Annotated in this window: 16 protein-coding genes, 1 tRNA gene, 1 pseudogene and 1 riboswitch; of the genes and pseudogenes, 6 read left to right on the forward strand and 12 right to left on the reverse strand. The window is 72.3% G+C overall.

Going from position 1 to position 22146, the window contains the following annotated elements:
- Window positions 1–316: 316 nt before the first annotated feature.
- From AB0Q90_RS41425 to AB0Q90_RS41450, 6 genes and pseudogenes are all read right to left on the reverse strand, one after another.
- A pseudogene (locus AB0Q90_RS41425) lies at window positions 317–472 on the reverse strand (site-specific integrase); the annotation flags it as partial.
- Complete coding sequence (locus tag AB0Q90_RS41430) at window positions 473–1366, reverse strand: NAD(P)H-binding protein (protein WP_363165884.1); 894 nt, start codon at window positions 1364–1366, stop codon at window positions 473–475.
- 156 nt (window positions 1367–1522) lie between these two features.
- The gene (locus tag AB0Q90_RS41435) at window positions 1523–1906 is read right to left on the reverse strand and encodes a DUF5955 family protein (protein WP_363165885.1); all 384 of its coding nucleotides are present in this window, start codon (window positions 1904–1906) and stop codon (window positions 1523–1525) included.
- 10 nt (window positions 1907–1916) lie between these two features.
- Window positions 1917–4154, reverse strand: a complete 2238-nt coding sequence (locus AB0Q90_RS41440; protein ID WP_363165886.1) for a hypothetical protein — start codon at window positions 4152–4154, stop codon at window positions 1917–1919.
- Between the two features lie 162 nt (window positions 4155–4316).
- Complete coding sequence (ribA, locus tag AB0Q90_RS41445) at window positions 4317–4952, reverse strand: GTP cyclohydrolase II (protein ID WP_363165887.1); 636 nt, start codon at window positions 4950–4952, stop codon at window positions 4317–4319.
- Window positions 4953–5076: 124 nt separating this feature from the next.
- Window positions 5077–5577 (reverse strand): MarR family transcriptional regulator, encoded by a 501-nt coding sequence (locus AB0Q90_RS41450; RefSeq protein WP_363165888.1) that lies wholly within the window; start codon window positions 5575–5577, stop codon window positions 5077–5079.
- 61 nt (window positions 5578–5638) lie between these two features.
- On the opposite strand from AB0Q90_RS41450, the gene AB0Q90_RS41455 reads away from it, so the two are divergent.
- The 5 genes from AB0Q90_RS41455 (at window position 5639) to AB0Q90_RS41475 (ending at window position 11035) form a co-directional block, all read left to right on the forward strand.
- Entirely contained in the window at window positions 5639–6769 is a 1131-nt protein-coding gene (locus tag AB0Q90_RS41455) for a dihydrofolate reductase family protein (protein WP_363165889.1), read from the forward strand.
- 266 nt (window positions 6770–7035) lie between these two features.
- Entirely contained in the window at window positions 7036–8157 is a 1122-nt protein-coding gene (locus tag AB0Q90_RS41460; RefSeq protein ID WP_363165902.1) for an alginate lyase family protein, read from the forward strand.
- 51 nt (window positions 8158–8208) lie between these two features.
- Window positions 8209–8282 (forward strand) — tRNA-Met (locus AB0Q90_RS41465).
- A gap of 260 nt (window positions 8283–8542) precedes the next feature.
- A complete protein-coding gene (locus tag AB0Q90_RS41470) occupies window positions 8543–9607 on the forward strand; it encodes a PP2C family protein-serine/threonine phosphatase (RefSeq protein ID WP_363165903.1) in 1065 nt (354 codons plus the stop codon).
- A gap of 233 nt (window positions 9608–9840) precedes the next feature.
- Window positions 9841–9998, forward strand: a riboswitch (cyclic di-AMP (ydaO/yuaA leader).
- 11 nt (window positions 9999–10009) lie between these two features.
- Window positions 10010–11035 carry a M23 family metallopeptidase gene (locus AB0Q90_RS41475; RefSeq protein ID WP_363165890.1) on the forward strand — a complete coding sequence of 342 codons (1026 nt, stop codon included), beginning with the start codon at window positions 10010–10012 and terminating at the stop codon, window positions 11033–11035.
- Between the two features lie 90 nt (window positions 11036–11125).
- On the opposite strand, the gene AB0Q90_RS41480 is transcribed toward AB0Q90_RS41475, so the two are convergent.
- From AB0Q90_RS41480 to AB0Q90_RS41495, 4 genes are all read right to left on the reverse strand, one after another.
- The gene (locus AB0Q90_RS41480; protein WP_363165891.1) at window positions 11126–12508 is read right to left on the reverse strand and encodes a PrsW family intramembrane metalloprotease; all 1383 of its coding nucleotides are present in this window, start codon (window positions 12506–12508) and stop codon (window positions 11126–11128) included.
- A gap of 74 nt (window positions 12509–12582) precedes the next feature.
- The gene (trmB, locus tag AB0Q90_RS41485; protein ID WP_363165892.1) at window positions 12583–13401 is read right to left on the reverse strand and encodes a tRNA (guanosine(46)-N7)-methyltransferase TrmB; all 819 of its coding nucleotides are present in this window, start codon (window positions 13399–13401) and stop codon (window positions 12583–12585) included.
- 171 nt (window positions 13402–13572) lie between these two features.
- Window positions 13573–14790, reverse strand: coding sequence for an L-2-hydroxyglutarate oxidase (gene lhgO, locus AB0Q90_RS41490; protein ID WP_363165893.1), 1218 nt, complete (start codon window positions 14788–14790; stop codon window positions 13573–13575).
- 60 nt (window positions 14791–14850) lie between these two features.
- Window positions 14851–16275, reverse strand: coding sequence for an MFS transporter (locus AB0Q90_RS41495; protein ID WP_363165895.1), 1425 nt, complete (start codon window positions 16273–16275; stop codon window positions 14851–14853).
- A gap of 694 nt (window positions 16276–16969) precedes the next feature.
- Between AB0Q90_RS41495 and AB0Q90_RS41500 the strand changes: the two genes are divergently transcribed.
- Window positions 16970–19069: an asparagine synthase-related protein gene (locus tag AB0Q90_RS41500; RefSeq protein ID WP_363165896.1), complete on the forward strand. Its 2100-nt coding sequence runs from the start codon at window positions 16970–16972 to the stop codon at window positions 19067–19069.
- Here AB0Q90_RS41500 and AB0Q90_RS41505 read toward each other — a convergent pair.
- Together AB0Q90_RS41505 and AB0Q90_RS41510 are read right to left on the reverse strand one after the other, a co-directional pair.
- Window positions 19066–21018, reverse strand: coding sequence for a sigma-70 family RNA polymerase sigma factor (locus AB0Q90_RS41505; protein ID WP_363165897.1), 1953 nt, complete (start codon window positions 21016–21018; stop codon window positions 19066–19068). The two genes, AB0Q90_RS41500 and AB0Q90_RS41505, sit on opposite strands and share 4 nt — an antisense overlap.
- Window positions 21019–21256: 238 nt before the next feature.
- Window positions 21257–22054 carry a helix-turn-helix domain-containing protein gene (locus AB0Q90_RS41510; RefSeq protein WP_363165898.1) on the reverse strand — a complete coding sequence of 266 codons (798 nt, stop codon included), beginning with the start codon at window positions 22052–22054 and terminating at the stop codon, window positions 21257–21259.
- Between the last annotated feature and the right edge of the window lie 92 nt (window positions 22055–22146).

Below are 22146 nucleotides of genomic sequence, written 5' to 3' on the forward strand. Positions count from 1 at the left end.
TCAACCCCAACGAATACGAACGCCGGCACCACGCGGCTAAGCTCACGCTCGCCGCGTGATCAACGAAGCGTGTCCACCATCACGGGGGAAGGCCCGACGATCACCGAGTGGATCGTGCATCCTCCGAAGTCCTCTCCGACCTGTTGGTTCCGGACACCCAAGAAGCGTCCGGAACCACCCATCAAGCTCTGGCCAGGACTTTTAATCCATTGGTTGTGGGTTCGAGTCCCACAGGGCCTACGGGTGCGGGGGAGGGGGTACCCCCTCTGACCTGCTACGCAGCGTCCGGGTCGGCTTCGGTCGACTCGGACGCTGCGTCGTTGGCAGGAGTGATGAGGCCGGCGTCGAGGTCGACCTCGTGCCAGTCCTGGCCGACCGCCTCGCCGCGACGGAGGTGCTTCGGGGGTCCACACCATCAGAGGAGGGGCTTCGGGCGCTTGCCGGATTCCAGCTCGACGTGGGGCGCCGGGTTTCAGTCACTCCCACTGCCACGGTTTCCGGAAAGCGATGCCTGAAGAGCAAATTGGGCGGTTTCGTGGAATCCGACAGGGTTGCGCCCCGTCAGGCTGGTGATGTCGGCGGTGACCTCTGCGAAGCGCTGCTCGCGCACTGACTCGAACATGCTGCTGAAGGCGTAGGTCCACCACGGTGTCACGCCTTGCTGCAAAAGCCGTACGCAGAACTCCACCGGATCGATGTCGGTGGGTTTGATGGGCCGGGTGCCCAACCGTGCGGCGAGGTCGGCAAGTTCGGGGAGAGCGTAGCTCTGCCGGCCGGTGGCCTTCACCAATGAGCCAGGGCGGCGGACGGCGCACTCGACCAGGCACCGCGAAACGTCATCACGCGAGACCAGGGAGACCTTTCCGTCCCCCATGGGCAAAGCAAGCTCGCCGGTTGATGTCGATGTGAGGACCCAGCGGCTGAAGAATTCGCTGTAGACGGAAGAGCGCACAACGGTGTGGGAGAGTCCCAGGTCGTGCAGCATCCTTTCGGTCTCACGGTGGAGCGGCGCGAAACAGAAAGGTGACTCCTCCTCCAGATCGAGAATGCTGAGATACACCACATGCTCGACACCCGCCGACACGGCGGCGTTCAGCACATTGCCGTGGTGGATGAGCGTTGTGGCCGCCTCACCATCGCTGGAGACGAAGACCAGCGTGCCGACACCGCCGAGCGCCTCTCCGAACTCCTCACGCGACCCGTAGTCGGCTCGGCGCACCTCCGCCACCCGTTGGAAACCAGGCACTCGGGACGGGTCTCGGACCAGCGCGACTACGTCCGTGCGCCCGGCGTCCACGAGACCCTTTACGACAGCGCCGCCGACGTTCCCCGATGCTCCTGTCACCGCGATGCTTCGAGTCGTCATGAGCGAACCCTAACTTCCGGGCCTGCACCACCAACCTCCGTCTGGAAGTACGGTTCCAGGCATGCCGTCGCCGGCACGCAGAGCAGCCGTCAGTTCTCCTCGCAGCTCGTCCGGGAGGATTCCTGCGCCGAGGGCGCAGGCGCGCACCAGCGCGCGTCAGAAGGTGCCGACCGCCTGGGTGAGCGCGGCCACCGCCGCCGCCAGCGGGGCCACCGGTTCGGCGAAGGCGGTCAGGCGGTCGAGGGCGCGGCGTACGACGCCCGGCTCGGGGGTGGGCTCGTCGAGTTCCTCGCGGAGTCGGCGCAGTTCAGCGCGCGGGGAGTCCTGGTCGGGGAGGCCGGCGCGGTGCTCGTCCAGGAGGCGTTCGATCAGGGCCAGCCGGTCGTGGATCTGGGTGCGCTGGTCGGCGGTGAGGGACTGGAAGGAGACGTGGCCGGCGACGGCCCGGGCTCCGGGGCCCACGGCCTGGTTGGCGACCTGGCTCTGGCCGCCGTACTGCTGGACGCCGAAGTTGGCGCTCTCGGGGGGCTGCTGGGTCATCCTGTGCTCCTTACTGCGGGGCCGTGGCCTTCTGGGTGGTGGCCTGCGCGCCCTGGCCGACGGCCTGGTTGCCCACGACGCTGACCCCGCCGGTCTGCAGGACGCCGTGGTTGAGGATGGTCTGCGTCTGGGTGCCGAAGTCGGCGGTGTCCACCCCGTGCTCGTCCAGGAAGTCCCGTACGGCGGCCAGGGCGTGCCGGTCCAGGGCGGCGAACGCCCGCTCGGCGTCGACGCGTTGGAAATGGTCGAGGTACTCGGCGCTCTGGGCGCGCTCGCGGATGCTCGTGCGTGCTCCGCGGTCGAACGCGGGGTCCGTGCCGGCCGCGGCCTGTTCCCGGCGCAGGCGGCGCGGTCTGGCCCACTCGCGGTAGGCGTCGCCCAGCACCGCCCGGGGCGCGCCGAACAGGGCGTCGCCGCTGCGCCGCAGGGCCGACAGCAGCAGGCCCGCCCGGTGCGCCGGGGTCGGGGACGCCGGCAGCAGGTCGACGCCGCGCAGAGCGGGCCGTAGCGGGGTAAGGACGTGGCGGTCGCAGTGCAGGTGCAGGGTGCGGCCCACCACGGCTATGTGCAGCAGCTGACTGGGCACCACCGCACCGCCCCACAGCGGCAGATGGGCGGCCAGGCAGTGCCGGGGAGCGCCCTGCGGGTCCAGCGCGATGTCCCGTACGACGGACTCGGACAGCCGGGCGGCGGGCGCCTGGAGCAGGCCGGGCAGCAGGCGGCGGTCGTCGCTCAGCCGGTTGCCGCTGACGAAGACGCGGTCCTCCACGAGCAGGCCCGCCAGGCTCGGGGCGCCGTCGGGCAGCTTGCCGGCCTGCCCGTTCGGCCCGCCGTCGGAGAGCGCGACGGCGTGCCGTTCGGCGGCCTCCTTCAGCCGGGCGCGCAGCCGTTGCACCACGTCCCAGGTGTCGAAGCCGGCCAGGGGCAGGGCGGTTCCGGGCAGTGCGGTTCCGGGCTGGGCGGGCAGCAGCGGAAGGGACAGCGCCCACTGGGACTGCCGTACGCCCTGCCCGACGAACGGGGAGAACCCGCTGTAGACGGTGACGTTGCCGTGCTGTGCCTCGGCCACGGACCGCACCCCGGCGGCGGCCCACGGCTCGACGGGCTCGGGCACGGCCTCCGCGTCGAAGGTGTCGCGCCGCAGTTTCTCGCGCAGGCGCGCGTCGACGGTCCGCTCCTCCTGGGCCATGGTCCAGAACGCCCACGCCCCGCCCGCGACCACCGCCAGCAGCGGCGGGATGCCCAGCGCATAGCCGCCGAACAGCCAGCTCAGCCACCCCGGCAGCGGCAGCGCCGACAGACCGAGGCCCAGCAGGACGCCCGTGAGCAGCAGTCCGGCGATCGTGGCGACCAGCCACCGTACGGCGGATGCCGCGGCCACCGGTTCGCGCCCGCGCACGGTGCGCTGCGGAACCCGGGAGGCGGCGGCCAGCGCCTTGAAGGCGAGCTTGGCGAAGACCAGCCACAGCGGGCCGAAGGCCACGATCAGGCAGTAGACCGCGAGGAGCGTGCGGTCGCGCTGCTGGTGCAGCCGGCGGGCCGCCAGGCTGTGCCTTACGACAGGCACGAGATTCACGCCCGGCGAGGACGCGACCGCGCCGAGCTCGTCGCGCAGGACGTCCTCGACGACGTGCCGGGTGAAGGCGGAGTCGGTGTAGGCGGCCGCGCAGAGCTGACGTGTGGTGTCGTCGGGCGCGGTGGGACCCAGGACACGGCCGTGGGCGTCGGGCGGGGAGAGGGCCACGGTGCTGCTCCGTTCACGGATACGGGACATGGCTGCGCGGGTACCGGTCCCGCCGAACGCGACTGCCAGGACCAGGCCCAGCAGCACACCGAAGACCAGGCCGTCCACGAGGAACCGGACGAGCGCCGATTCCCCGGACACGCCGAAGACCATCCGGGCCCCGTCCTCGTCGGCCTCAAGAACGGCCCAGGACACCACCGCGGCGACGAGAGAGATGAACGTGCCCGCTCCGAGCGCGGCCAGCCACCGCACCCCGCGGGACACCGGGCTCCGGGTCAGCAGCCAGGGCGCCAGCACGACACCGATCACCAGCGTGATCAGGGCGGCGTTGCCCGCGCGGTACAGCGGCGCGCTGATGCCCTCCGAACTCGGCGCCAGATCCCAGGACGGCACGTACAGGGCCCGGTACACCAGGCCCGTCAGCCCGGATCCGTCGTCCGGATACAGATCTGCCAGCGGCTCCCGCGCCCAGGGGCTGCCCAGCAGCACCAGTCCCCCGCACAACAGCGCCGTTCTTCGCCCCGCACGCACTAATCGCACCACGGCAACCCCCCAGTCACAGCCCGGCCGCAGCACTGTACGTAGTCGAACGACTGCACACCAGCCGTTCGGGCAACTTGGCCGGACCCGGGTGTACGAGGGGCACCGGACCCGGCTGTACGGAGGTCAGCCGGCCGTACGCTCCGTCAGCTCGGCCAGGGGCAGGGTGTGCTGGGTCTGCAGGACCTTGGCGCGCAGGTAGCGGACGTTGTGGGCGGTGGTGAAGACACCGGTGGGCACGCGGTCGCGGACACCGATGCCGAGGTCGCGGAGCTGGTCGGCCTTGTCCGGGTTGTTGGAGAGCAGGTCGAGGTCGGTGATGCCGAGCGCCGTGAGCATCTGGGCGGCCACCGTGTAGTCGCGGGCGTCCTCGGGCAGGCCGAGGGCGGTGTTGGCGGCGTAGGTGTCGAGGCCCTGGTCCTGGAGGGCGTACGCGTCGAGCTTGTTGTAGAGGCCGATGCCGCGGCCCTCCTGGCGCAGGTAGAGCAGGACGCCCCCGCGCTCGGCGATGCGCTCGACGGCCTCGCGCAGCTGGGGGCCGCAGTCGCAGCGGGCCGAGCCGAAGACGTCGCCGGTCAGGCACTCGGAGTGCAGCCGGACCAGGGGGACGGGTCCTGGTTCACCGAGGACGACGGCGAGGTGCTCCTGGCCGTCGGCCAGGCCGTGGAAGGTGACCAGCTCGGCGTCGACGCCGTAGCCGTCCCCGAAGCGCAGCGGGACGCGGACGCGGGAGCGCGGGGTGGCGGCGGGGAAGTCGGTCATGCGGGTACTCCGGTCCGTAGGCATATCTGCTTCAGATTTGAAACAGCTCTACGGTCGCCGACCCTACCCCATGCTTTAAATTTGAAGCAACGGATTTGTGGCCGGGCTCATTTTGTGGCCGGGCTCATGAACAGGTGCCGGACCGCCGCCGCCACGGTGCCGCCTCGGCCTCCTCCTGCCGGAACCCCTCGGAGACCGCCGTGAAGATCTGCTCCAGCTGCGCCACCTGCTCGGGGCTGAGCCGGTCGAAGAGATGACTGCGGACCGTCTCGACATGCCCGGGCGCCGCCTGCTCCAGGACGGCCATCCCGTCTTCGGTCAGTACGGCGATGCTGCCGCGCTTGTCCCACTGGCAGGCCTCGCGCCGCACCATCCCGTCCTTCTCCAGCCGCGTCACCCCGTACGTCAGCCGACTCCGGGTGATCTTTAGCTGCTCCGCGAGATCGGTCATGCGCAGCCGCCGCTCCGGGGCCTCGGAGAGGGTTGCCAGGATGGAGTAGTAGAGGTGCGGCATGCCGGCCTCCTGCTGGAGCTGCCGGTCGAGTGCGTCCTCCAGGAGATGGGCGGCGCCGATGTACGCGCGCCAGGCGCGCTGCTCCTCGGGGTTGAGCCAGCGGGTCGTCATGTCCCCAGTGTAGGTTTGTTTCAAACTTGAACCAAGCAGTCGTCTGTTCAGGAGCGCGCCGATGCCCAAGCCGTACGTCCTGCTGTCCGCCGCCGTCTCCCTCGACGGCTACCTGGACGACACCGGCCCCGAGCGGCTGCTCCTGTCCAGCCCGGCCGACTTCGACCGGGTCGACGAGGTACGGGCTTCCGTGGACGCGATCCTGGTCGGCGCCGGGACGATCCGCGCCGACAACCCGCGGCTGCTGGTGAACTCGCCGGAGCGGCGCGCGGCGCGGGTGGCGGCCGGGCGGCCGGAGTACCCCCTCAAGGTCACGGTCAGCGGCACGGGCGAGCTGGATCCGGCGGTGAGGTTCTGGCACACGGGCGGCGAGAAGGTCGTCTATACGACGGAGAAGGGCGCGGAGCGGGCACGCGCGCTGGGCCTGGCCGCGGACGTGGTCCCGCTGGGCGGCCCCGACCTCGACTGGCGGCTGCTGCTGGCGGACCTGTACGCCCGGGGTGTACGCCGTCTCATGGTCGAGGGCGGCGGCCGGATCCACACCCAGCTGCTCCAGCAGGGGCTGGCCGACGAACTCCAGCTGGTGCTGGCCCCCCTCTTCGTCGGCGACCCGGCCGCCCCGCGCCTCTTCGGCCCCGGCGGCTACCAGTCCGGCCGGCTCCGGCTCGTCGAAACCCGGCAGATCCAGGACGTGGTCCTCATGCGCTACCTGCCGACCGCCCCCGGAACCGGGGGGTCGGCCTCCGCCGCCGACCACCACTGGCTGCGGCTCGCCTGCGAACTGGCCGAGCTGTGCCCGCCCTCGGAGACGGCGTTCAGCGTCGGGGCGGTCGTGGTCGCCGCCGACGGCACGGAACTCGCGCGCGGGCACTCGCGGGAGGGGGACGATCCGGTCGTCCACGCGGAGGAGGCCGCGCTGGCGAAGATCGACGCCGCCGATCCGCGGCTGGTGTCCGCGACGGTGTACAGCAGCCTGGAGCCGTGCGCCCGGAGGGCGTCCCGTCCGGCTGCTTGCTCTCGGCTGATCCTGGATGCGGGGGTGCGGAGGGTGGTGACCGCTTGGCGGGAGCCGGACACGTTTGTGGCGGGGGCCGACGGGAGCGGGGTGCTGGCTGCGGCGGGGGTGGATGTGGTGGTGCTGCCGGAGTACGAGGGCTTTGCGAAGGCCCCGAACCGGCATCTGGTGAGCTGAACCGGGGTTCGACTGACCGGGGGTGGGTGCGCAACCCGGCGCTAACGGGGTGCCGCCTCTCTTTGGCAGCGGGCCGCCCCAGCGGCACGACTGCCCGCAGCTATGCAGGTGCAGCGCCCCCCAGTCCAATCGGCCCAACCCAACCTGCGCACCCCCGGCCGGAGGCCCACGCTCCCTCTATGAGGTCAGCTCGACTTGTCGCCGTACTCCTGCTCGCCCCCCTCCTCGGCACCGCCTGCGCGGCGACCGGGGCCGATGGTCGGGCCATGGCCCGTGCGCTGCCGGCGGACGCGGCGTTCACGCATCCCGGGGTTCTCGTCAGCAATGCCCAGCTGGATGCCGTACGGAAGAACGCCACCGCCGGGAAGCAGCCCTGGCTGAAGGCCTACCTCGGGATGCGGGACAGCAAGTACGGCGCGTACAAGTACCGCGCGGAGCCGTACGAGACCGTCAACTGTCCTGCCGGGGACAAGGCCGGACGCGGGTGTGTCGAGGAGCGCGAGGACGCCATCGCCGCCTATACGCAGGCCCTGCTGTTCACGGTGACCGGCAAGCGGCAGCACGCCGTGAAGGCCAGGGAGATCATGGACGCCTGGTCGGCGAAGCTGAAGCGGCACACCGGGGAGAACGCCGGGCTGCAGGCCGGCTGGGCGGGGTCGTCCTGGGCGCGGGCCGCCGAGATCGTCCGGCACAGCGAGGGCGCGGGCTGGCCCGCCGACCGGGTGCGCCGCTTCGAGACCATGCTCCGCACCGCCCACCTCCCCGAAGTCGCCAGGAAGGTCCCGGACTTCAACGGCAACTGGGACCTCGTCACGACCGACGCGGCCATCGGCATCGCCGTCTTCCTCGACGACCGCGAGACCTTCGCCCACGCCCTGGAACGCTTCCGCGAGCGCGTGCCCGCGTACTTCTACCTGGAGAAGGACGGCAAGCTGCCGCTCACCCCGGCCGGATCGACCGTCAACACCCCGCAGAAGCTCGCCTCGTACTGGTTCCGGCAGGCCACCTACAAGGACGGCGTCTCCCAGGAGACCTGCCGCAACCTCCAGCACGTCGGCTACGCGATCGCCGCCACCGCCCACATCGCAGAGACCGCCTGGCACCAGGGCGTCGACCTCTACGGCGAGGTCGAGGTCCGGCTCAAGGCCGCGCTGGAGCTCCACTCCCGCCACCAGATGGGCGAGTCCGCGCCGGCCTGGCTGTGCGGCGGCAAGGTCACCCGGACCATGGGCCCCGACCTGGAGGTCGCCCTCAACCACCTGGAGGACCGCCGCCACGGCTCCGTCCCGGCCGCCCGCAGGCTCGCCGAGGAGACCCGGCCCGCCGGCACCGACGGCCTTTTCGTCTCCTGGGAGACCCTCACCCACGCGGCCAATCCGGCCGCCTGAGAAACCGATGTGCTTTGCGGCCTGCGGATGGCGTACTATTGGTTTCACCGACGCGGGGTGGAGCAGCTCGGTAGCTCGCTGGGCTCATAACCCAGAGGTCGCAGGTTCAAATCCTGTCCCCGCTACTGAAGGCCGAGGGCCGGAATCCGAAAGGGTTCCGGCCCTCGGTGTTTTTCCCGTGCGCGCACGGTCATCCGGTCGGCCCTCACCGCTCGCCCCCCGCCCCCGCTCCGTGAACCCTGGACGGACGGGACGGTGACCGCCGAGGGCGGGCGTGCATGGTGGGAGACGACTGGTGCGGCCTGGTGGTGACGTGGACGAGGAGGCGCCCTATGCCGGCACCCTCGCCGAGGACGCCGGCCCCGGCCCCGGCGAGCGGCGGCGGATCTCGTACGCCCGTACCTTCGTCCGGCTGCTGCCCGCCCTGCTGATCGTCGGCGGGGCCGTCTACGACTACACCACCCCGGAGACCTTCTCAGCGGCCCCCTTCTTCACCGCGGCGCCCCTGGTCGCCGCCCCGCTCTTCTCCCGCCGCGGCACCGTGCTCACGGGTGTCCTGTCGATCCTGGTCGTTCTCGCGGTGCACATCAGGTTCGACATCGTCTTCGAGGTCGAGGCGGTCACCGAGCTGGTCACCGTGGCGACGGTCTCCGTCCTGGCCGTCCTCATCAACCAGCTCGTGCGCCGCAGTGACGAACGGCTCGCCTCCGCCCGCGAGATCGCCGAGGCCGCCCAGCGCGCCGTCCTGCCCCGGCCCGTCGAACGGATCGGCGGCTTCGACATCGCGGCCTGCTACGAGGCCGCGCAGGCGGACGCGTTCATCGGCGGCGATCTGTACGCGGTGCAGGACAGCCCGTACGGCGTACGGCTCGTGGTCGGCGATGTGCGCGGCAAGGGGATGGGCGCGGTGGCCGCCGTCGCCGTAGTCATCGGGGCCTTCCGGGAGGCCGCCGAGCAGGAGGCGAGCCTGGAAGGGGTCGCGCAGCGGCTGGAGCGGGCGCTGGCGCGCGAGGGCACCCGGCGCGAGGGCACCGACGCCTTCGAGGGGTTCACCACCGCCGTCCTCGCCGAGATCCCGCACGGCGAGGGGGCCGTACGGATCGTCAACCGCGGCCACCCGCCCCCGCTGCTGCTGTACGCCGACGGCACCCTGCGCCCGCTGCCGGCCCCGGAGCCCGCCCTGCCGCTCGGCATGGGCGACCTCGGCAGCTGGCCCGACCGCGCGGCGGAGGCCGTCTTCCCGGCCGGCGCCACCCTGTTGCTCTACACCGACGGCCTGTCCGAGGCCCGCGACCGGCACGGTGCCTTCTACGACCCCCAGCAGCGGCTCACCGGCCGCACCTTCCCCGAGCTCCGCACACTTCTTGCCACCCTCGCCGATGAGGTGCGCCTGCACTCCGGGGGCGGCATGACGGACGACATGGCACTGCTGGCCGTACGCCGCCCTTGATCGTTGTCACCGGGGGTGATCGCGTGGGCGCCCTCCGCATAACAACTGACATACCGTCATTACCTGTGTGGCTCCTGAGCCTTGGCCAACTCGCCCGATTTAGACCCCCGGTGACCCGAAAGTCCAGGCTGAAAACGTTAACGATCAAGTGGAACGGCTTGGAATCCGAGCCCCGGGTCTATTAACGTTCGATAACGCAGCGCGGTCGTCCCAGCCGTCACAAGAGTCGGCTCCGTGCGCACGCGCCGAATCCTGCAAGGGAACCGGGGAACCACCAACTTGGGGTGAATCGGGCGTAGTCAGCCATGCGGAAGCGGCTGATATACGCGCGTAGGAGACCTTCCTGCTCCGAACCCGTCAGCTAACCCGGTAGGCGAGAAGGAAGGAAAGGAGCACGCCCACGTGGCGTCCAACCGCCCTGCCCCTGAAGCCCCGTTCGTGCCGAGCCAGCGAAGTGACGACACCTTCGGCTACGGCGGCTACCGCACCGACGAGGGCCCGTGGGAGGAGTGGAACCCGACCGCGGAATCCATTCGCCCGGTACGCGGCAAGCACCGGGTCGCCAAGCAGCGCGGCGGGGGACTCGCCCGCAGCTCCACGGTTCTCGGCGTCGGCGTCATAGCCGCCGTCGGCGCGGGCGGCATGGCCAGCGCGCAGTCCGGCAAGCCGCCGGTCGCGATCACCATGCCCGACCTGCCGCTGATCAACGACTCCGCGGACGAGGCCCCCGCGACCGAGGCCACCCCGCTCAGCAACATCGGCGTCACCTCCACCGACACCGACCAGGGCGCCGCCGACGCCGGTGAGGCGCTGCGCGCCCGGATCATCGCCCAGGCCGAGCAGCAGCAGGACCAGGTCGACACCAAGGCCGCCGAGGCCGCCGCCGCTGCCGCCGAGAAGGCCGCCGCCGAAGCCGCGGAGAAGGCCGAGAAGGAGGCGGAGGCCAAGGCCGCCGCCGCCAAGGCCAAGGCCGAGGAGGAGGCCCGCGAGAAGGCCGAGGCCGAGCGCCTCGCCGCCCTCGCCAAGCAGTTCGCGCTGCCGACCTCCTCGTACACGATCACCTCGACCTTCGGTCAGGCCGGCTCGCTGTGGTCCTCCGGGTACCACACCGGCCTCGACTTCGCGGCGCCCACGGGCACGCTCATCAAGGCCGTGCACACCGGCACGATCACCTCGGCCGGCTGGGACGGCTCCTACGGCTACAAGACGGTGCTCACCCTGGAGGACGGCACCGAGATCTGGTACGCCCACCAGTCGTCGATCAGCGTCAGCGTCGGGCAGAAGGTCACCACGGGCGACGTCATCGGCCGCGTCGGCGCGACCGGCAACGTGACCGGGGCGCACCTGCACATGGAGGTCCACCCCGAGGGCTCCACCTCCGGCATCGACCCGCTGGCCTGGCTGCGCAGCAAGGGCCTCACCCCCTGAACGCACGCGCTCACTGAACCCCGGCAGTCCTGACGCTCACCCCCCGACGTCAGGGCTGCCGGTTTCGCGTGGCACGGCCGGTGAGCTGTCCTACGACCGGTACGGGTTGTACGCGGGATAGGCGGGGTACGCAGGCTGCGCGGGGTAGGCGGGCTGCGCCGGATACCCGTACACGCCGTGCACGCCGTGCACCGGCCAGGGCGGTGCGGCCACCGGCGGCGCGCTGACCCGGGCGGCGTGGTCGAGGGCCGGGCGGGCGATCTCCCGGCGCCGCCACAGCTCGTGCAGCAGCTCCCGTTCCCGTACGACGAAGTCGGCGCCCGCGCGTCCGCGACGCCCCCGGTGCCGCAGGAACGCCAGGGAGGTCGCGTACGCCTCGTACTGCGCCACCTCCCGCGCCGCCCGCTTCCCGGCGTGGCGCCGCGCGTACTGCCGGGCCAGGCGCCGCGCCCGCATCGAGGCCAGCGCGAACGGCTCGCCCGGCGTCAGCCACCCGGCGACGGCGTAGGCGGGCAGCTCCTCCCGCACGGTGCGCAGCTCGCGCTGCCGCGTCCAGATCACCAGCCAGGTCAGCAGCCCGAAGGCCGGCACCATGATCGCCGCGTACACGGCGAAGAAGCCGTACGGCCCGAACGTGGACGAGCCGTTCCACATCGCGTGCATGCCCATGGCGAGCAGCAGCCCGGACAGCGGCAGCAGGACACGCCGCCAGCGCTGCCGGTCGCCGGAGAGCGCGGCGATGCCGAAGCCGATGCCGGTGAGGACGGTGAAGAGGGGGTGCGCGAAGGGCGACATCACGATGCGCACGAAGAAGGTCGCCGCGGTGACGGAGGCGATGCCCGAGTCGCCGGTCAGCTGGTCGGTACCGAAGGCGGTACCGAGGTAGAGGATGTTCTCGGTGAACGCGAAGCCGGTGGCGGTGACCCCGGCTATCACCACCCCGTCGACGATCCCGGTGAAGTCGCGCCGCCGGAAGAGAAAGACGAGCAGTACGGCGGCGGCCTTGGCCGACTCCTCCACGATCGGCGCTATGACGGTCGCCCCGAGGGTGTCCGCGCTGGACGGATCGGCGGTGGCCGTCGCTATCCATCTGGTCGCGAAGCTGTTGGCGACGATCGCTATCAGCGCCGCCGCGCAGGCGCCCCAGGCGAAGGAGAACAGCAGATTCCGCCACGGGCCCGGCTCGACCCGGTCCAGCCAGCGGAAGGCGGCTATGAGCAGCGGCACGGGCAGGACGGCGAGGCCGAGACCGACCAGGAACCCTTGCGTGCCGGTCTGCTCGCGCACCAGGGCGAGGATGACCAGCCCGGAGAGCGTCAGAAGAGTGATCAGCGCGCCGTAGCGCACCCTCCCCCAAGCCCTCGACTGCGCTCGGTCTCGGGGGGACCCCCATCGCTGCCACCAGTGCGCGTGCCGCAGTGCGCCGCCGGCGGGACCGGTGGGCTGCGTCGGGTACGGGGGACAGGTGGCCACGGCATTGACCCTAACGAGGGAAGGGCGCAGCCCGCAGGAGGGCGAGCTGGACTCAGGCGCCGGTGGGGGGTTCGTTATGCGTGCTGTACGCGGCGGAAGAGCAGGTCGTTCACCACATGTCCCTTGTCCAGTCCCTGGCCCTCGAAACGGGTCAGCGGCCGGAACTCCGGACGCGGCGCAAAACCGCCGTCGGCCTGGGTGTTCGCGAACTCCGGATGCGCGGTCAGCACCTCCAGCATCTGCTCGGCATACGGCTCCCAGTCCGTCGCGCAGTGCACGATCGCGCCGGGCCTGAGCCGGGTCGCGGCGAGGCTGAGGAACTCGGGCTGGATCAGCCGCCGCTTGTGGTGCCGCTTCTTGGGCCAGGGGTCCGGGAAGTACACGCGCAGACCGTCCAGCGAGTCAGGGCCGAGCATCTCGCGCAGCAGGATGATGGCGTCGCCATTGCCGACGCGGACGTTCGACAGACCATGGTGATCGGCGAGGTTGAGCAGATTGCCCTGCCCAGGGGTGTGTACGTCCACGGCGAGCACGTTGGTCCTTGGATCCGCGGCGGCCATCTGCGCGGTGGCCTCGCCCATCCCGAACCCGATCTCCAGCACGACGGGGTTGTCGTTCCCGAACAGCTCACCCAGGTCGATGACCCGCTGCCCGTCGATGTCCAGCCCCCACTTCGGCCACAGCCGCTGCAACGCGTCCGCCTGCCCGGCCGTCACCCGACTCCGCCGCGGCTGAAAACTCCGAATCCGCCGCTCGAAGTGCGACCCGGCCGGATCAGCCTTGGGCCCATCAGGAAACCGCGGCTCCCCCTTGTCCCGGGTATGCCGAATGGACACCCCTGGCCGGTGGGCGGGGGGCTGGGGGGTTTCGGGGGCGTTGATGGAGTCAGACACAGTGGGATTGATTTTACGGGAGGAGGACCCACCAGCCCGTCCGGCGTTTGAGGACGAGGCCGTTCAGGCCGATGGGGTCCAGGGGCGGAGCCCCTGGGCGGGGTCGAGCCCCTGGAGGACGGGTAGGGGCGGCGGGGGCGAGAAACCCTTGGCGCACCCGAGCCCGGCCCGTCACACCCCGCCCAGCACCCCCAACGCCCGCCGCGCAACCTCCCGCCCGATCGGCAGCGAAGCGGTCGCCGCAGGCGAAGGCGCGTTCAGCACATGCACCACCCGCGCCCCCTCCCGAATCAAGAAGTCGTCCACCAACGTCCCGTCCCGCAACACCGCCTGCGCCCGCACCCCCGCCCCCGCAGGCACCAGATCCCCCTCCTCCACCACCGGCAACAACCGCCGCACGGCCTCCGTGAACGCCCCCTTGGACACCGACCGCCGCAGCTCCCCCACCCCGTACCGCCAGTGCTGCCGAGCCATCCGCCAGGACCCCGGCCACCCGAGCGTCCCGGCCAGCTCAAGCGGCCGCACGACCCCCCACCCGTACCCCTCCCGAGCCAGCGCCGGCACCGCATTGGGCCCGATGTGCACATCCCCGTCGATCCCGCGCGTGAGATGCACCCCGAGGAACGGAAACGCCGGATCCGGCACCGGATACACCAGCCCCCGCACCAGCGAGGGCCGCGCCAGCGAGTAGTACTCCCCCCGGAACGGCACGATCCGCATCCCCGGCTCGTCCCCGGTGAGCCGCGCGATCTCGTCGCAGTGGAGCCCGGCACAGTTCACCAGCACCCGCGCGCGGACGACGTCCCCGCCGGCCGTGAGAACGGCAACCCCGAGCGACGGCCGCCGATCCACCCGTACGACCTCGGCGCCGTACCGGATCTCCGCCCCGGACGCCTCGCCCAGCCGCCGCGCGACCCCCACGAAGTCACAGATCCCGGTGGTCCCCACATGTATGGCGGCGAGCCCGCGCACCTCCGGTTCGTACTCCTCGATCTGCGCCGGGCCCAGCTCCCGCACCGGGATGCCGTTCTCCCGCCCGCGCTGCACCAGCGCATGCAGCCGCGGCAGCTCCGCCCGCTCGGTCGCGACGATCAGCTTCCCGGTGACGGCGTGGTCGATGTCGTACTCGGCGCAGAACTTCACCATCTCGGCGGCCCCGCGCACCGCGTACCGCGCCTTCAGCGAGCCGGGCCGGTAGTAGATCCCGCTGTGGATCACCCCGCTGTTGTGCCCGGTCTGGTGCCGGGCGGGCCCGGCCTCCTTCTCCAGCACGGTGACCCGCGTCCCCGGCGCGGCCCGCGTGATCGCATACGCGGTGGACAGCCCGACGATCCCCCCGCCGACCACGAGCACGTCACAGTCGTAAGCGATCTTCCGCACGCGTTCCACCTCCGGCTTCGATAGTGCACTGCGCCACTGACAATGCCTTCAAACCCGGAGGCGGAAGTCCTACGCCGGAGCCATCAGCAAGGGCCGGGCCCTCTCCCGCAGCTCGACCACCCGGGGCTCGTCCCCGTACGGCTCCAGCCGGTGCAGCAGATCCTTCACGTACTCGGTGGTGCGCGCCGAGGAGATGCGCCCCGCGACCTCCACCGCCCGCACGCCCTGCTCGCACGCCGCGTCGAGGTTGCCCGACTCCAGCTCGGCCACCGCCGAGACGACCAGCCGCAGTCCGTGCGACCGCACGAACTCCTCCGTCGGCTTCGACAGCGCCTGCTCCGTGAAGCGCCGTACCTGCCGCGGCGCCTTCAGGTCGCGGTAGCACTCCGCGGCGTCCGCGGCGAAGCGGTCGTAGGAGTAGAAGCCGAGCCAGGACGGGTCGTTGTCACCCTCCCTCGACCGCTCCAGCCAGCCCTCCGCCGCCTTCAGCGCGGCGCCCGCCGCCTGCGCGTCACCCGCGCGCGCGTGTGCGCGTGCCTCCACCAGACGGAAGAAGCTCATGGTGCGGGCGGTGGCCAGGCCCCGGTTGCGCTCCAGTGCGGCCTGGGCGAGGTCGACCCCCTCGTCGCCGAAGCCCCGGTACGTCGCCTGCAGCGACATCGACGCGAGGACGTACCCCCCGAGGGGCACGTCTGCCGCCGCGCGCGCGAGCCGCAGTGCCTGGATGTAGTACCGCTGCGCGGCCTCCTGCTGACCGGTGTCGAAGGCCATCCACCCGGCCAGCCGGGTCAGTTCCGCGCTCGCACCGAACAGTGCCCGGCCCACCTCGTCGGAGTAGGAGCCGAGCAGCAGCGGCGCCGCCTCCACCCGTAAACACTCGGGCACCATGGACGAACGCCAGTCGCCGCCTCCGTACTTGGAGTCCCAGCGCCTGGCGTCCTCGGCTGCCTCCCGCAGCTTCTGCACATCGCTGTGGCCGACTTTGGCCGGTGCGCCGGAACCCTCGGACGGGCTCACCTCGCGCGCCACCGAGCTGTCGGCCGGGGTTATCAGCCACCGTGAGGCGGGCGTTGCGTATGCGCTGACTGCGAAGGATCCGGCCAGCGACTGCCAGATGCCGCCGGAGCCGGCACGCCGGCCGGCGAGGTCGAGCCGGTAGAGCTCCGTGGCCGACTTCACCGCCTGGCCGACGTCACGGGGGAAGGCGAGGCCCACTTCGGGTGCGGGATCCGCGTCCGCCAGGCCGATCTCGTGGAGCGGCACCGGGCGGCCGAGCTTCTGGCCGATGGCGGCGGCGATGAGGTGCGGCGCGGCGCCCTGCGGCACCATGCCCTTGGACACCCAGCGCGCCACCGACGTCTTGTCGTAGCGAAGAGTCAACCCGCGTTGAGCGCCAAGATCGTTGACGCGTCGCGCGAGTCCTGCGTTGCTGATTCCCGCGAGGGCGAGAACGGCGCCGAGTTTTTCGTTCGGCCCGCGTTGCTCCCTGGACATGCGCCACCCCTCGACACAGACGGCTGCCGCGCTGGCATAACCACGCGGCATTCGTAAACCCAGCGTAGTTCGCCGCATCCCAAGCGTTAAGGGGCATTGTTCCGGATGGCGGGATTGTGGTCCGTACTGAAGTGCGGTTCAGGTACGGACGGTTGCGCTGTGCTCCCGCTGTGTGGCCGTGCGCCCGTGCGTGCGCTCTTCTCCGGCCATCCGGGGAGCGCTTCCATGGAACGCGCGTGGGTCGGCCCGCTGTACTGGATCCAGTGGGCTGGGGGACACCGCCGCCTCCATCCCCGCGGGCGGCGGAACGGTCCGGGGGGCGAGTCCCGCCCCTCGGACTGCGCGCACGCCAAGTAGTGCGCAGGGCCTGTACGGAGCGTGTCCGACGCTGGCTTCGGTCTGCCGATTTGGCTGAAAATCGACCCCGCCTCTCAGGGGTGAATACCGCTCCCACCACGGAACTTGAGGGCGCGAAGGGTGTCCTGGGGGAGCGAATCGGGGGCGCATTCGCGTCGCAGGCGCGGGGCGGTTCCCTTGTCCCGCCCGGGTGTTCGGCCCGGCACGGGGGCGCCCACGGGGGCGCATTTAGCGGATCTCAAGCGGCTCCACCGCCCCTCCACAGCGCGTCCTTCATGGCAGCATGGTGAACCGGTTCGTGCGGTGCACTGGTTGTCCACAGGCTGTGGAGGCGTCGATGCGGTGGTTGGTGGGATGGAGCAGCACCGCCGCGGGAGCCGCCGAGATCGGCTCCGCGGGGGCCACCGGGCACGACGGCGAGACCGTGCACCCGGTGGGGTCCCAACTCCTGTGGGGCGATCCTGATCCCCTGTGGGCGGTCGGCGACTGGCGTCCGGACGAGGTGCGTGTGGTGAAGGCCGACGCGCAGAACCGCATCGCCGTCCTCGGTACCTGCGGGGCGAGCGACGAGCAGCTGCGGGTCGGACTGTTCGCCGCGCGCGGAGGGGCACTTCGGCATCTGACGGCCTGGCCGGGCAGTTACACGGCCGTCGTCCAGGTCGGCCGCAGGGTCATGGTGTGCGGCGATCTGGCGGGCGCCCGGCCGGTGTTCTACACCCCCTGGGCCGGCGGTACGGCGTACTCGACGGCCGCGCTGCCGCTCGCCGACCTCATCGAGGCGAACCTCGACTTCGGGCACCTGGCGGCGCTTCTGGCCGCCCCCGACGTACCGGCCGCCCTGCACGACTCCACCCCCTACGACGGCGTACGGCGCATTCCGCCGGGGCACGCGCTGATCCTGCGCGCCGGGGCGCGGGAGATCGCCGGGTACGAGCCGGTCGCCTCCCTCGCGGTCGCGGCCCCCTCGGCCGACCCGGACAGCGCGGTCGACGGTGTGCGCGACGCCCTCGTGGAGGCGGTGCGCGCCCGGCTGTCCGCGCCCCGGCACGTCCCCGGCGCCGACATCGACCCCGGGCCGGTCCCGGGGATGGGGCCCGCCGAACGGCGTGCCGCGCGCGGGATGCCGGTTCCGGGCATCGGCGCCGACCTGTCCGGCGGCCCGGCCTCCGGCACGCTGGCGCTGCTCGCCGCCGGCCTGCCGGGCATGCCGGGCACGGTCCTGGGGCACGGCACGGGCGCGGGGGAGCGGCTGCTGGCGGTCACCTTCAACGACCTCGCCGTGGGCGGCAGGGAGGCCGAGCTGGAGCGGGCGGGCACCCTCGCCGCCAATCCGCGGCTGCACCACGTCGTGGTGACCGGCGGCGAGGAGACACTCCCGTACGCCGACCTCGACGGCCCCCTCACGGACGAGCCCGGACCGTCCCTGGTGACGGCGGCCCGGCACCGGGCGCGGCTGGCGGCCGGCAGCGCCGACCACTTCACCGGCTACGGCGCCCGCCAGGTCCTCGACGCCCATCCCGCGCGCCTGACCGACCTGTTGATGGACCGCAAGCGCCGCCACCTGGTGCGCCCGGTCGCCGCACTCGCCAAGGCCGACGGCTCGGTGCTGGTCCCCGCGCGCGTGTACGGCGCGGCACGCAAGCTCGCGCGCACGCCCTACCGCACCGGCCTTGAGGCCCTGGCCGAGCGCCTGCTGCAACGCCGCTTCGACGACCCCGGAGGCGCCGTGGGCGCGTCGCTCGCGGCGCTCGCCTGGGCCAGACCGGGCCCAGCGGCGCGCTGGCTGACCGGCGAGGCACTCGCTGAAGTATCGGTTCGCCTCCAGGGCGGTCCGGGCCGTTCCGGAGTCGGCCCCGGCCAGCGCCCCGGCGACTACCGCGCGCGGGCCGCCCTTGCCCGCCACGCGGCCGACCTGCGCATCCTGGAGCAGGCCGCCGAGATCCGCTTCCAGCGCCTGCACGCTCCGTTCCTGGACAACCAGGTCGTACGCGCCTGCCGCGCGCTCCCCGAGGCCCTGCGCGTCCAGCCCGGCGCGCGCGCCGCGATCCTGCGTACGGTCCTGGAGGGCGCCGGCGTCGCCGACCTCCCGCCCGGCTGGGGCGCCCCCTCGCACGCCCCGGCGGCGGTCGCGGCCCGCACCGGGCTGCGCGTGGCGACCGACGACCTGATGGCCCTGTTCGGCACGCCCCTGCTCGCCGAGGCCGGGCTGGTGGAGGCGCGCGTGGTCCGCAAGGCCCTGCGCGCGGCGGCCGAGGGCGAACCGCTGCCCCTGGACGGCCTGGCGGACCTGGTCTCGCTGGAACTGTGGCTCCGCCGCCTGCTCGCCCGCCGCGGCACCTGCTGGACGGGCACACCGGCACGCGCGCGTGCGGTCCCCGCCGGGATCACGCCCCAAAGGGGCGCGCTGGGGGCGGGGGCGGCGGCCCGACGCGCCTAGGAACAGGCGAACTTCGACTCCGCCCAGTCCGCGAGGATCAGGTTGTCCAGGTGGTTGTGCGGTTCGACCACCAGCCGGACGGTCTTGCGCCCGGAGATGTTCACCGAGACGGGGACCGCCGGGTCATTGCCGTGGACCATGTCGGAGCGCCACAGCCGGACCCCGTCGGCGTAGACGGAGAAGTACACCCTGCCCAGACCCATGTTCATGTCGTCGACGCCGACCATGGCCTGGTACGAGGTGCACTTCCGGTTGAGGTCGATGGTGACCGAGGACTCGCCGTGCACGGTGACGCCGTGGGCGTACTGCCTGCCGTCGATGGTCACGCCGTAGCGCTGCCACACCCAGCTGCTCTCGCCGATCCGCATCTCCGGCTCGGTGCCGTCGCCGTTGACGTCGTACGACAGCTCGCTCCACTGGTAGACGGCCGGCGGGGGCGGCGGCGTGGGCGTCGGTGTGGGGGTGGGCGTGGGGGTGGGAGTCGGCGTAGGAGTGGGTGTGGGGCTCGGCTTGGGCTTCGGGGTGGGGGTCGGGCTGGGCTTCGGCGTCGGAGTGGGGGTCGGCTCCGGGGCGATCACCGGCGGCGCCGGCTGCGGCTGCTTCTTCGGGGGCTTCGGGGTGGGGGACTCCTCCACGACGGGCGCGGGGGAGGACACGGGCGGCTTGGCGTCCGGCTTCGGCGGCTTCTCGTCGTTGCCGACCAGGGCGAGCGCCACCGCTGCCGCGGCCACCGCGACCACACCGGCGGCGATACCGGCCTTCACCGGCGCGCCGAGCCCCTCGGAGGCCGCGGCGCCGCCACCGGCGCTCGCCCCGCCCGAGGAGGAGCCGCCCGCCGCGGCGGCCGCGCCCGCGGCACCCGCGGCGCCTGCTCCGGCACCGCCCGCGATGAGCCCGACCGCCTTGGCGTACCCGGCGGCACCGAACCAACCGATGACCGCGACCGGCACGACGGCGGGGATACCGCTGGCGACTTCCTTGATCTGGCCCGCGGCCAGCCGGCACTTGGCGCACTCCTCCAGGTGCTTGCGCAGGCCCCGCTCGGCGCGGGTGCGCAGGCCGCCACGGGCGTAGGCGCCGAGCCGGTCGGCGTAGCGTGCGCACTCCTCGTCGCTGGCGAGGCTGGCGCTGACGTGGGCCTGGAGGTAGGCCTGCTTGAGGCCCTCGCGGGCGCGACTGGCCAGCACGCGCGTGCCGTTGGCGTCGAGGCCGAAGAGCGTGGCCACCTCGCTCGGCGACTCGTCCTCGACCTCGGTGTGCCACAGCACGGCCTGCCAGCGCTCGGGCAGCGAGCGGAAGGCCTGCATGGCCATCGACTGCTCGGCCTCGTGCATCGCGCGCACGTCCGCGCCCAGGTCGAGCCCCGCTCCGAAGGAGCCAATGGATGCAGTGTCGTCGGAGACCTCGGAGGAGCGCGCGGCCTGGGTGGCGAACACCGCGAAGTCGTCGACCAGTTGCTCCCGCTTCGCCGACTTCGTCCAGGTGGCGGCGACGCGTCGGACACTGGTGAGCAGATATGCGCGTACGGCGTGCTCGGGGCCGGAGCCGCCGCGGACCGCCTGGAGCATACGGGCGAAGACCTCGGCGGTGAGGTCGTCGGCGGTGTGGCCGTCGCGGCAGCACGTGCGCGCGTACCGGCGGACCGCTTCCGCGTGGCGCCGGTACAGCTCCTCGTAGGCGGTGTCGTCGCCCGAGCGCATCCGCTCGATCAGGTCGGCGTCGGACGGCGGCAGGTCCCTGGGCGGGGGCAGGACGCTGTCCTCGCGCCAGTCGCGCTGCGCCGGGACGCTGCCCTCCACGGGCTCGCCGCCCTGCGCGGGAACGGACGCCGTCGGGGGCTCGCCGCTCACCGGTACGTCCGGTCGTCCGCCCTGGCTCGGCACCTGTGGCGAGGCCGGGCTGCCGCCCTCCGCGTCACCGTGTGACTCGTCCCGCCCGTCAACGCTCATCGCGGAAAGCCCCCGCCGCCTGCCCAACCAGTCCCGACCACCGGGTCAGAGTGCCATATCCGATCTGGCCGGGACCCGGTGGCGGGGGCCATCCACTCGTCCGTGGGGACTTTCCGCAACGTAGTACTAGCCGTCACACGTGCGGGGAAGGCTCAACTGGCGTTCCCGGAAGGGGAATCGAGCCGTCCGCCCGAAATGACCGACATGTCCCGAAGGGCTTCCGGTCGTGCCCGAGGCGTCAGGACGGCCGCGAGCGCAGCCCCTCCAGGAGGATGTCCAGCAGTCGTGCCGAGGCCGCCGCCTGCTGCGCCGCGTCCGGCAGCGAGGGCGCCGCCGTAGCTATCACCAGCAGCACGTCCGCCACCGACACATCGGCCCGCAGCTCACCCGCCGCCCGCGCCCGCTCCACCAGCTGCCCCACGACGTCGAGCAGCGCGGCCGCACCGGCGTCGTCGTCCCCGGAGACCCCGGACGCCGTCGAGGGCGCCACCGGCTCCCCCGGCACCAGCCGCAGTTCACCCGCGCCCGGCTGCATCCGCTGCTGCGGCACCCGCGCCTCGTCGAACCCGGCGCCGTCGGAGCGCTCGTCCGCGACGCCGACGCGCAGCACCTGCGGCGGCAGCAGCCGCCCGGCACCCGACGCCACCGACGTGCGCAGGAAGCGCGAGAGCGCCGACCACGGCTCGTCCTCCTGCCCGAGCGCCGCCCGGGCCTGCTCGGTCAGCCGGGAGGTCTCCTCCTCGGCTATCCGCCGCACCAGGACGTCCTTGCTCGGGAAGCGCCGGTACACCGTGCCGACACCGACCCGCGCGCGCCGCGCCACGTCCTCCATCGGCGCGCCGTACCCCAGCTCGCCGAAGACCTCGCGCGCCGCACGCAGCACGTGCTCCAGATTGCGCTGTGCGTCCACACGCAGCGGCGTTGTCCGCGCACCGTCCCCGCGTCCGTTCCCCGCCGCGCTCATGGCGCCGCCCATCGCCCCGCCACCGGGTGCGATGGCAGACGCGGACGACCAATGAGAGTCCTGAACATGCATAAGCGATCCCCCGGTAATGACGTCTCCCCCCGGAGACTCTCCCCGCCATCGATAAGCCGGAGCGTTGTGGAACGAGCCCGGACCACGAGCCG

Source organism: Streptomyces sp. NPDC079141 (assembly GCF_040686775.1).
Taxonomy (GTDB): Bacteria; Actinomycetota; Actinomycetes; order Streptomycetales; family Streptomycetaceae; genus Streptomyces.

What these genes read in the sequence shown, in the direction of transcription:
- AB0Q90_RS41495 (WP_363165895.1), bottom strand. Translation starts at nt 16,275, where the DNA reads ATGTCCAGGGAGCAACGCGGGCCGAACGAAAAACTCGGCGCCGTTCTC.
- AB0Q90_RS41460 (WP_363165902.1), top strand. Translation starts at nt 7,036, where the DNA reads ATGGCCCGTGCGCTGCCGGCGGACGCGGCGTTCACGCATCCCGGGGTT.
- ribA (WP_363165887.1), bottom strand. Translation starts at nt 4,952, where the DNA reads ATGACCGACTTCCCCGCCGCCACCCCGCGCTCCCGCGTCCGCGTCCCG.
- AB0Q90_RS41450 (WP_363165888.1), bottom strand. Translation starts at nt 5,577, where the DNA reads ATGACGACCCGCTGGCTCAACCCCGAGGAGCAGCGCGCCTGGCGCGCG.
- AB0Q90_RS41505 (WP_363165897.1), bottom strand. Translation starts at nt 21,018, where the DNA reads ATGAGCGTTGACGGGCGGGACGAGTCACACGGTGACGCGGAGGGCGGC.
- AB0Q90_RS41435 (WP_363165885.1), bottom strand. Translation starts at nt 1,906, where the DNA reads ATGACCCAGCAGCCCCCCGAGAGCGCCAACTTCGGCGTCCAGCAGTAC.
- AB0Q90_RS41430 (WP_363165884.1), bottom strand. Translation starts at nt 1,366, where the DNA reads ATGACGACTCGAAGCATCGCGGTGACAGGAGCATCGGGGAACGTCGGC.
- AB0Q90_RS41510 (WP_363165898.1), bottom strand. Translation starts at nt 22,054, where the DNA reads ATGCATGTTCAGGACTCTCATTGGTCGTCCGCGTCTGCCATCGCACCC.
- AB0Q90_RS41455 (WP_363165889.1), top strand. Translation starts at nt 5,639, where the DNA reads ATGCCCAAGCCGTACGTCCTGCTGTCCGCCGCCGTCTCCCTCGACGGC.
- AB0Q90_RS41500 (WP_363165896.1), top strand. Translation starts at nt 16,970, where the DNA reads ATGCGGTGGTTGGTGGGATGGAGCAGCACCGCCGCGGGAGCCGCCGAG.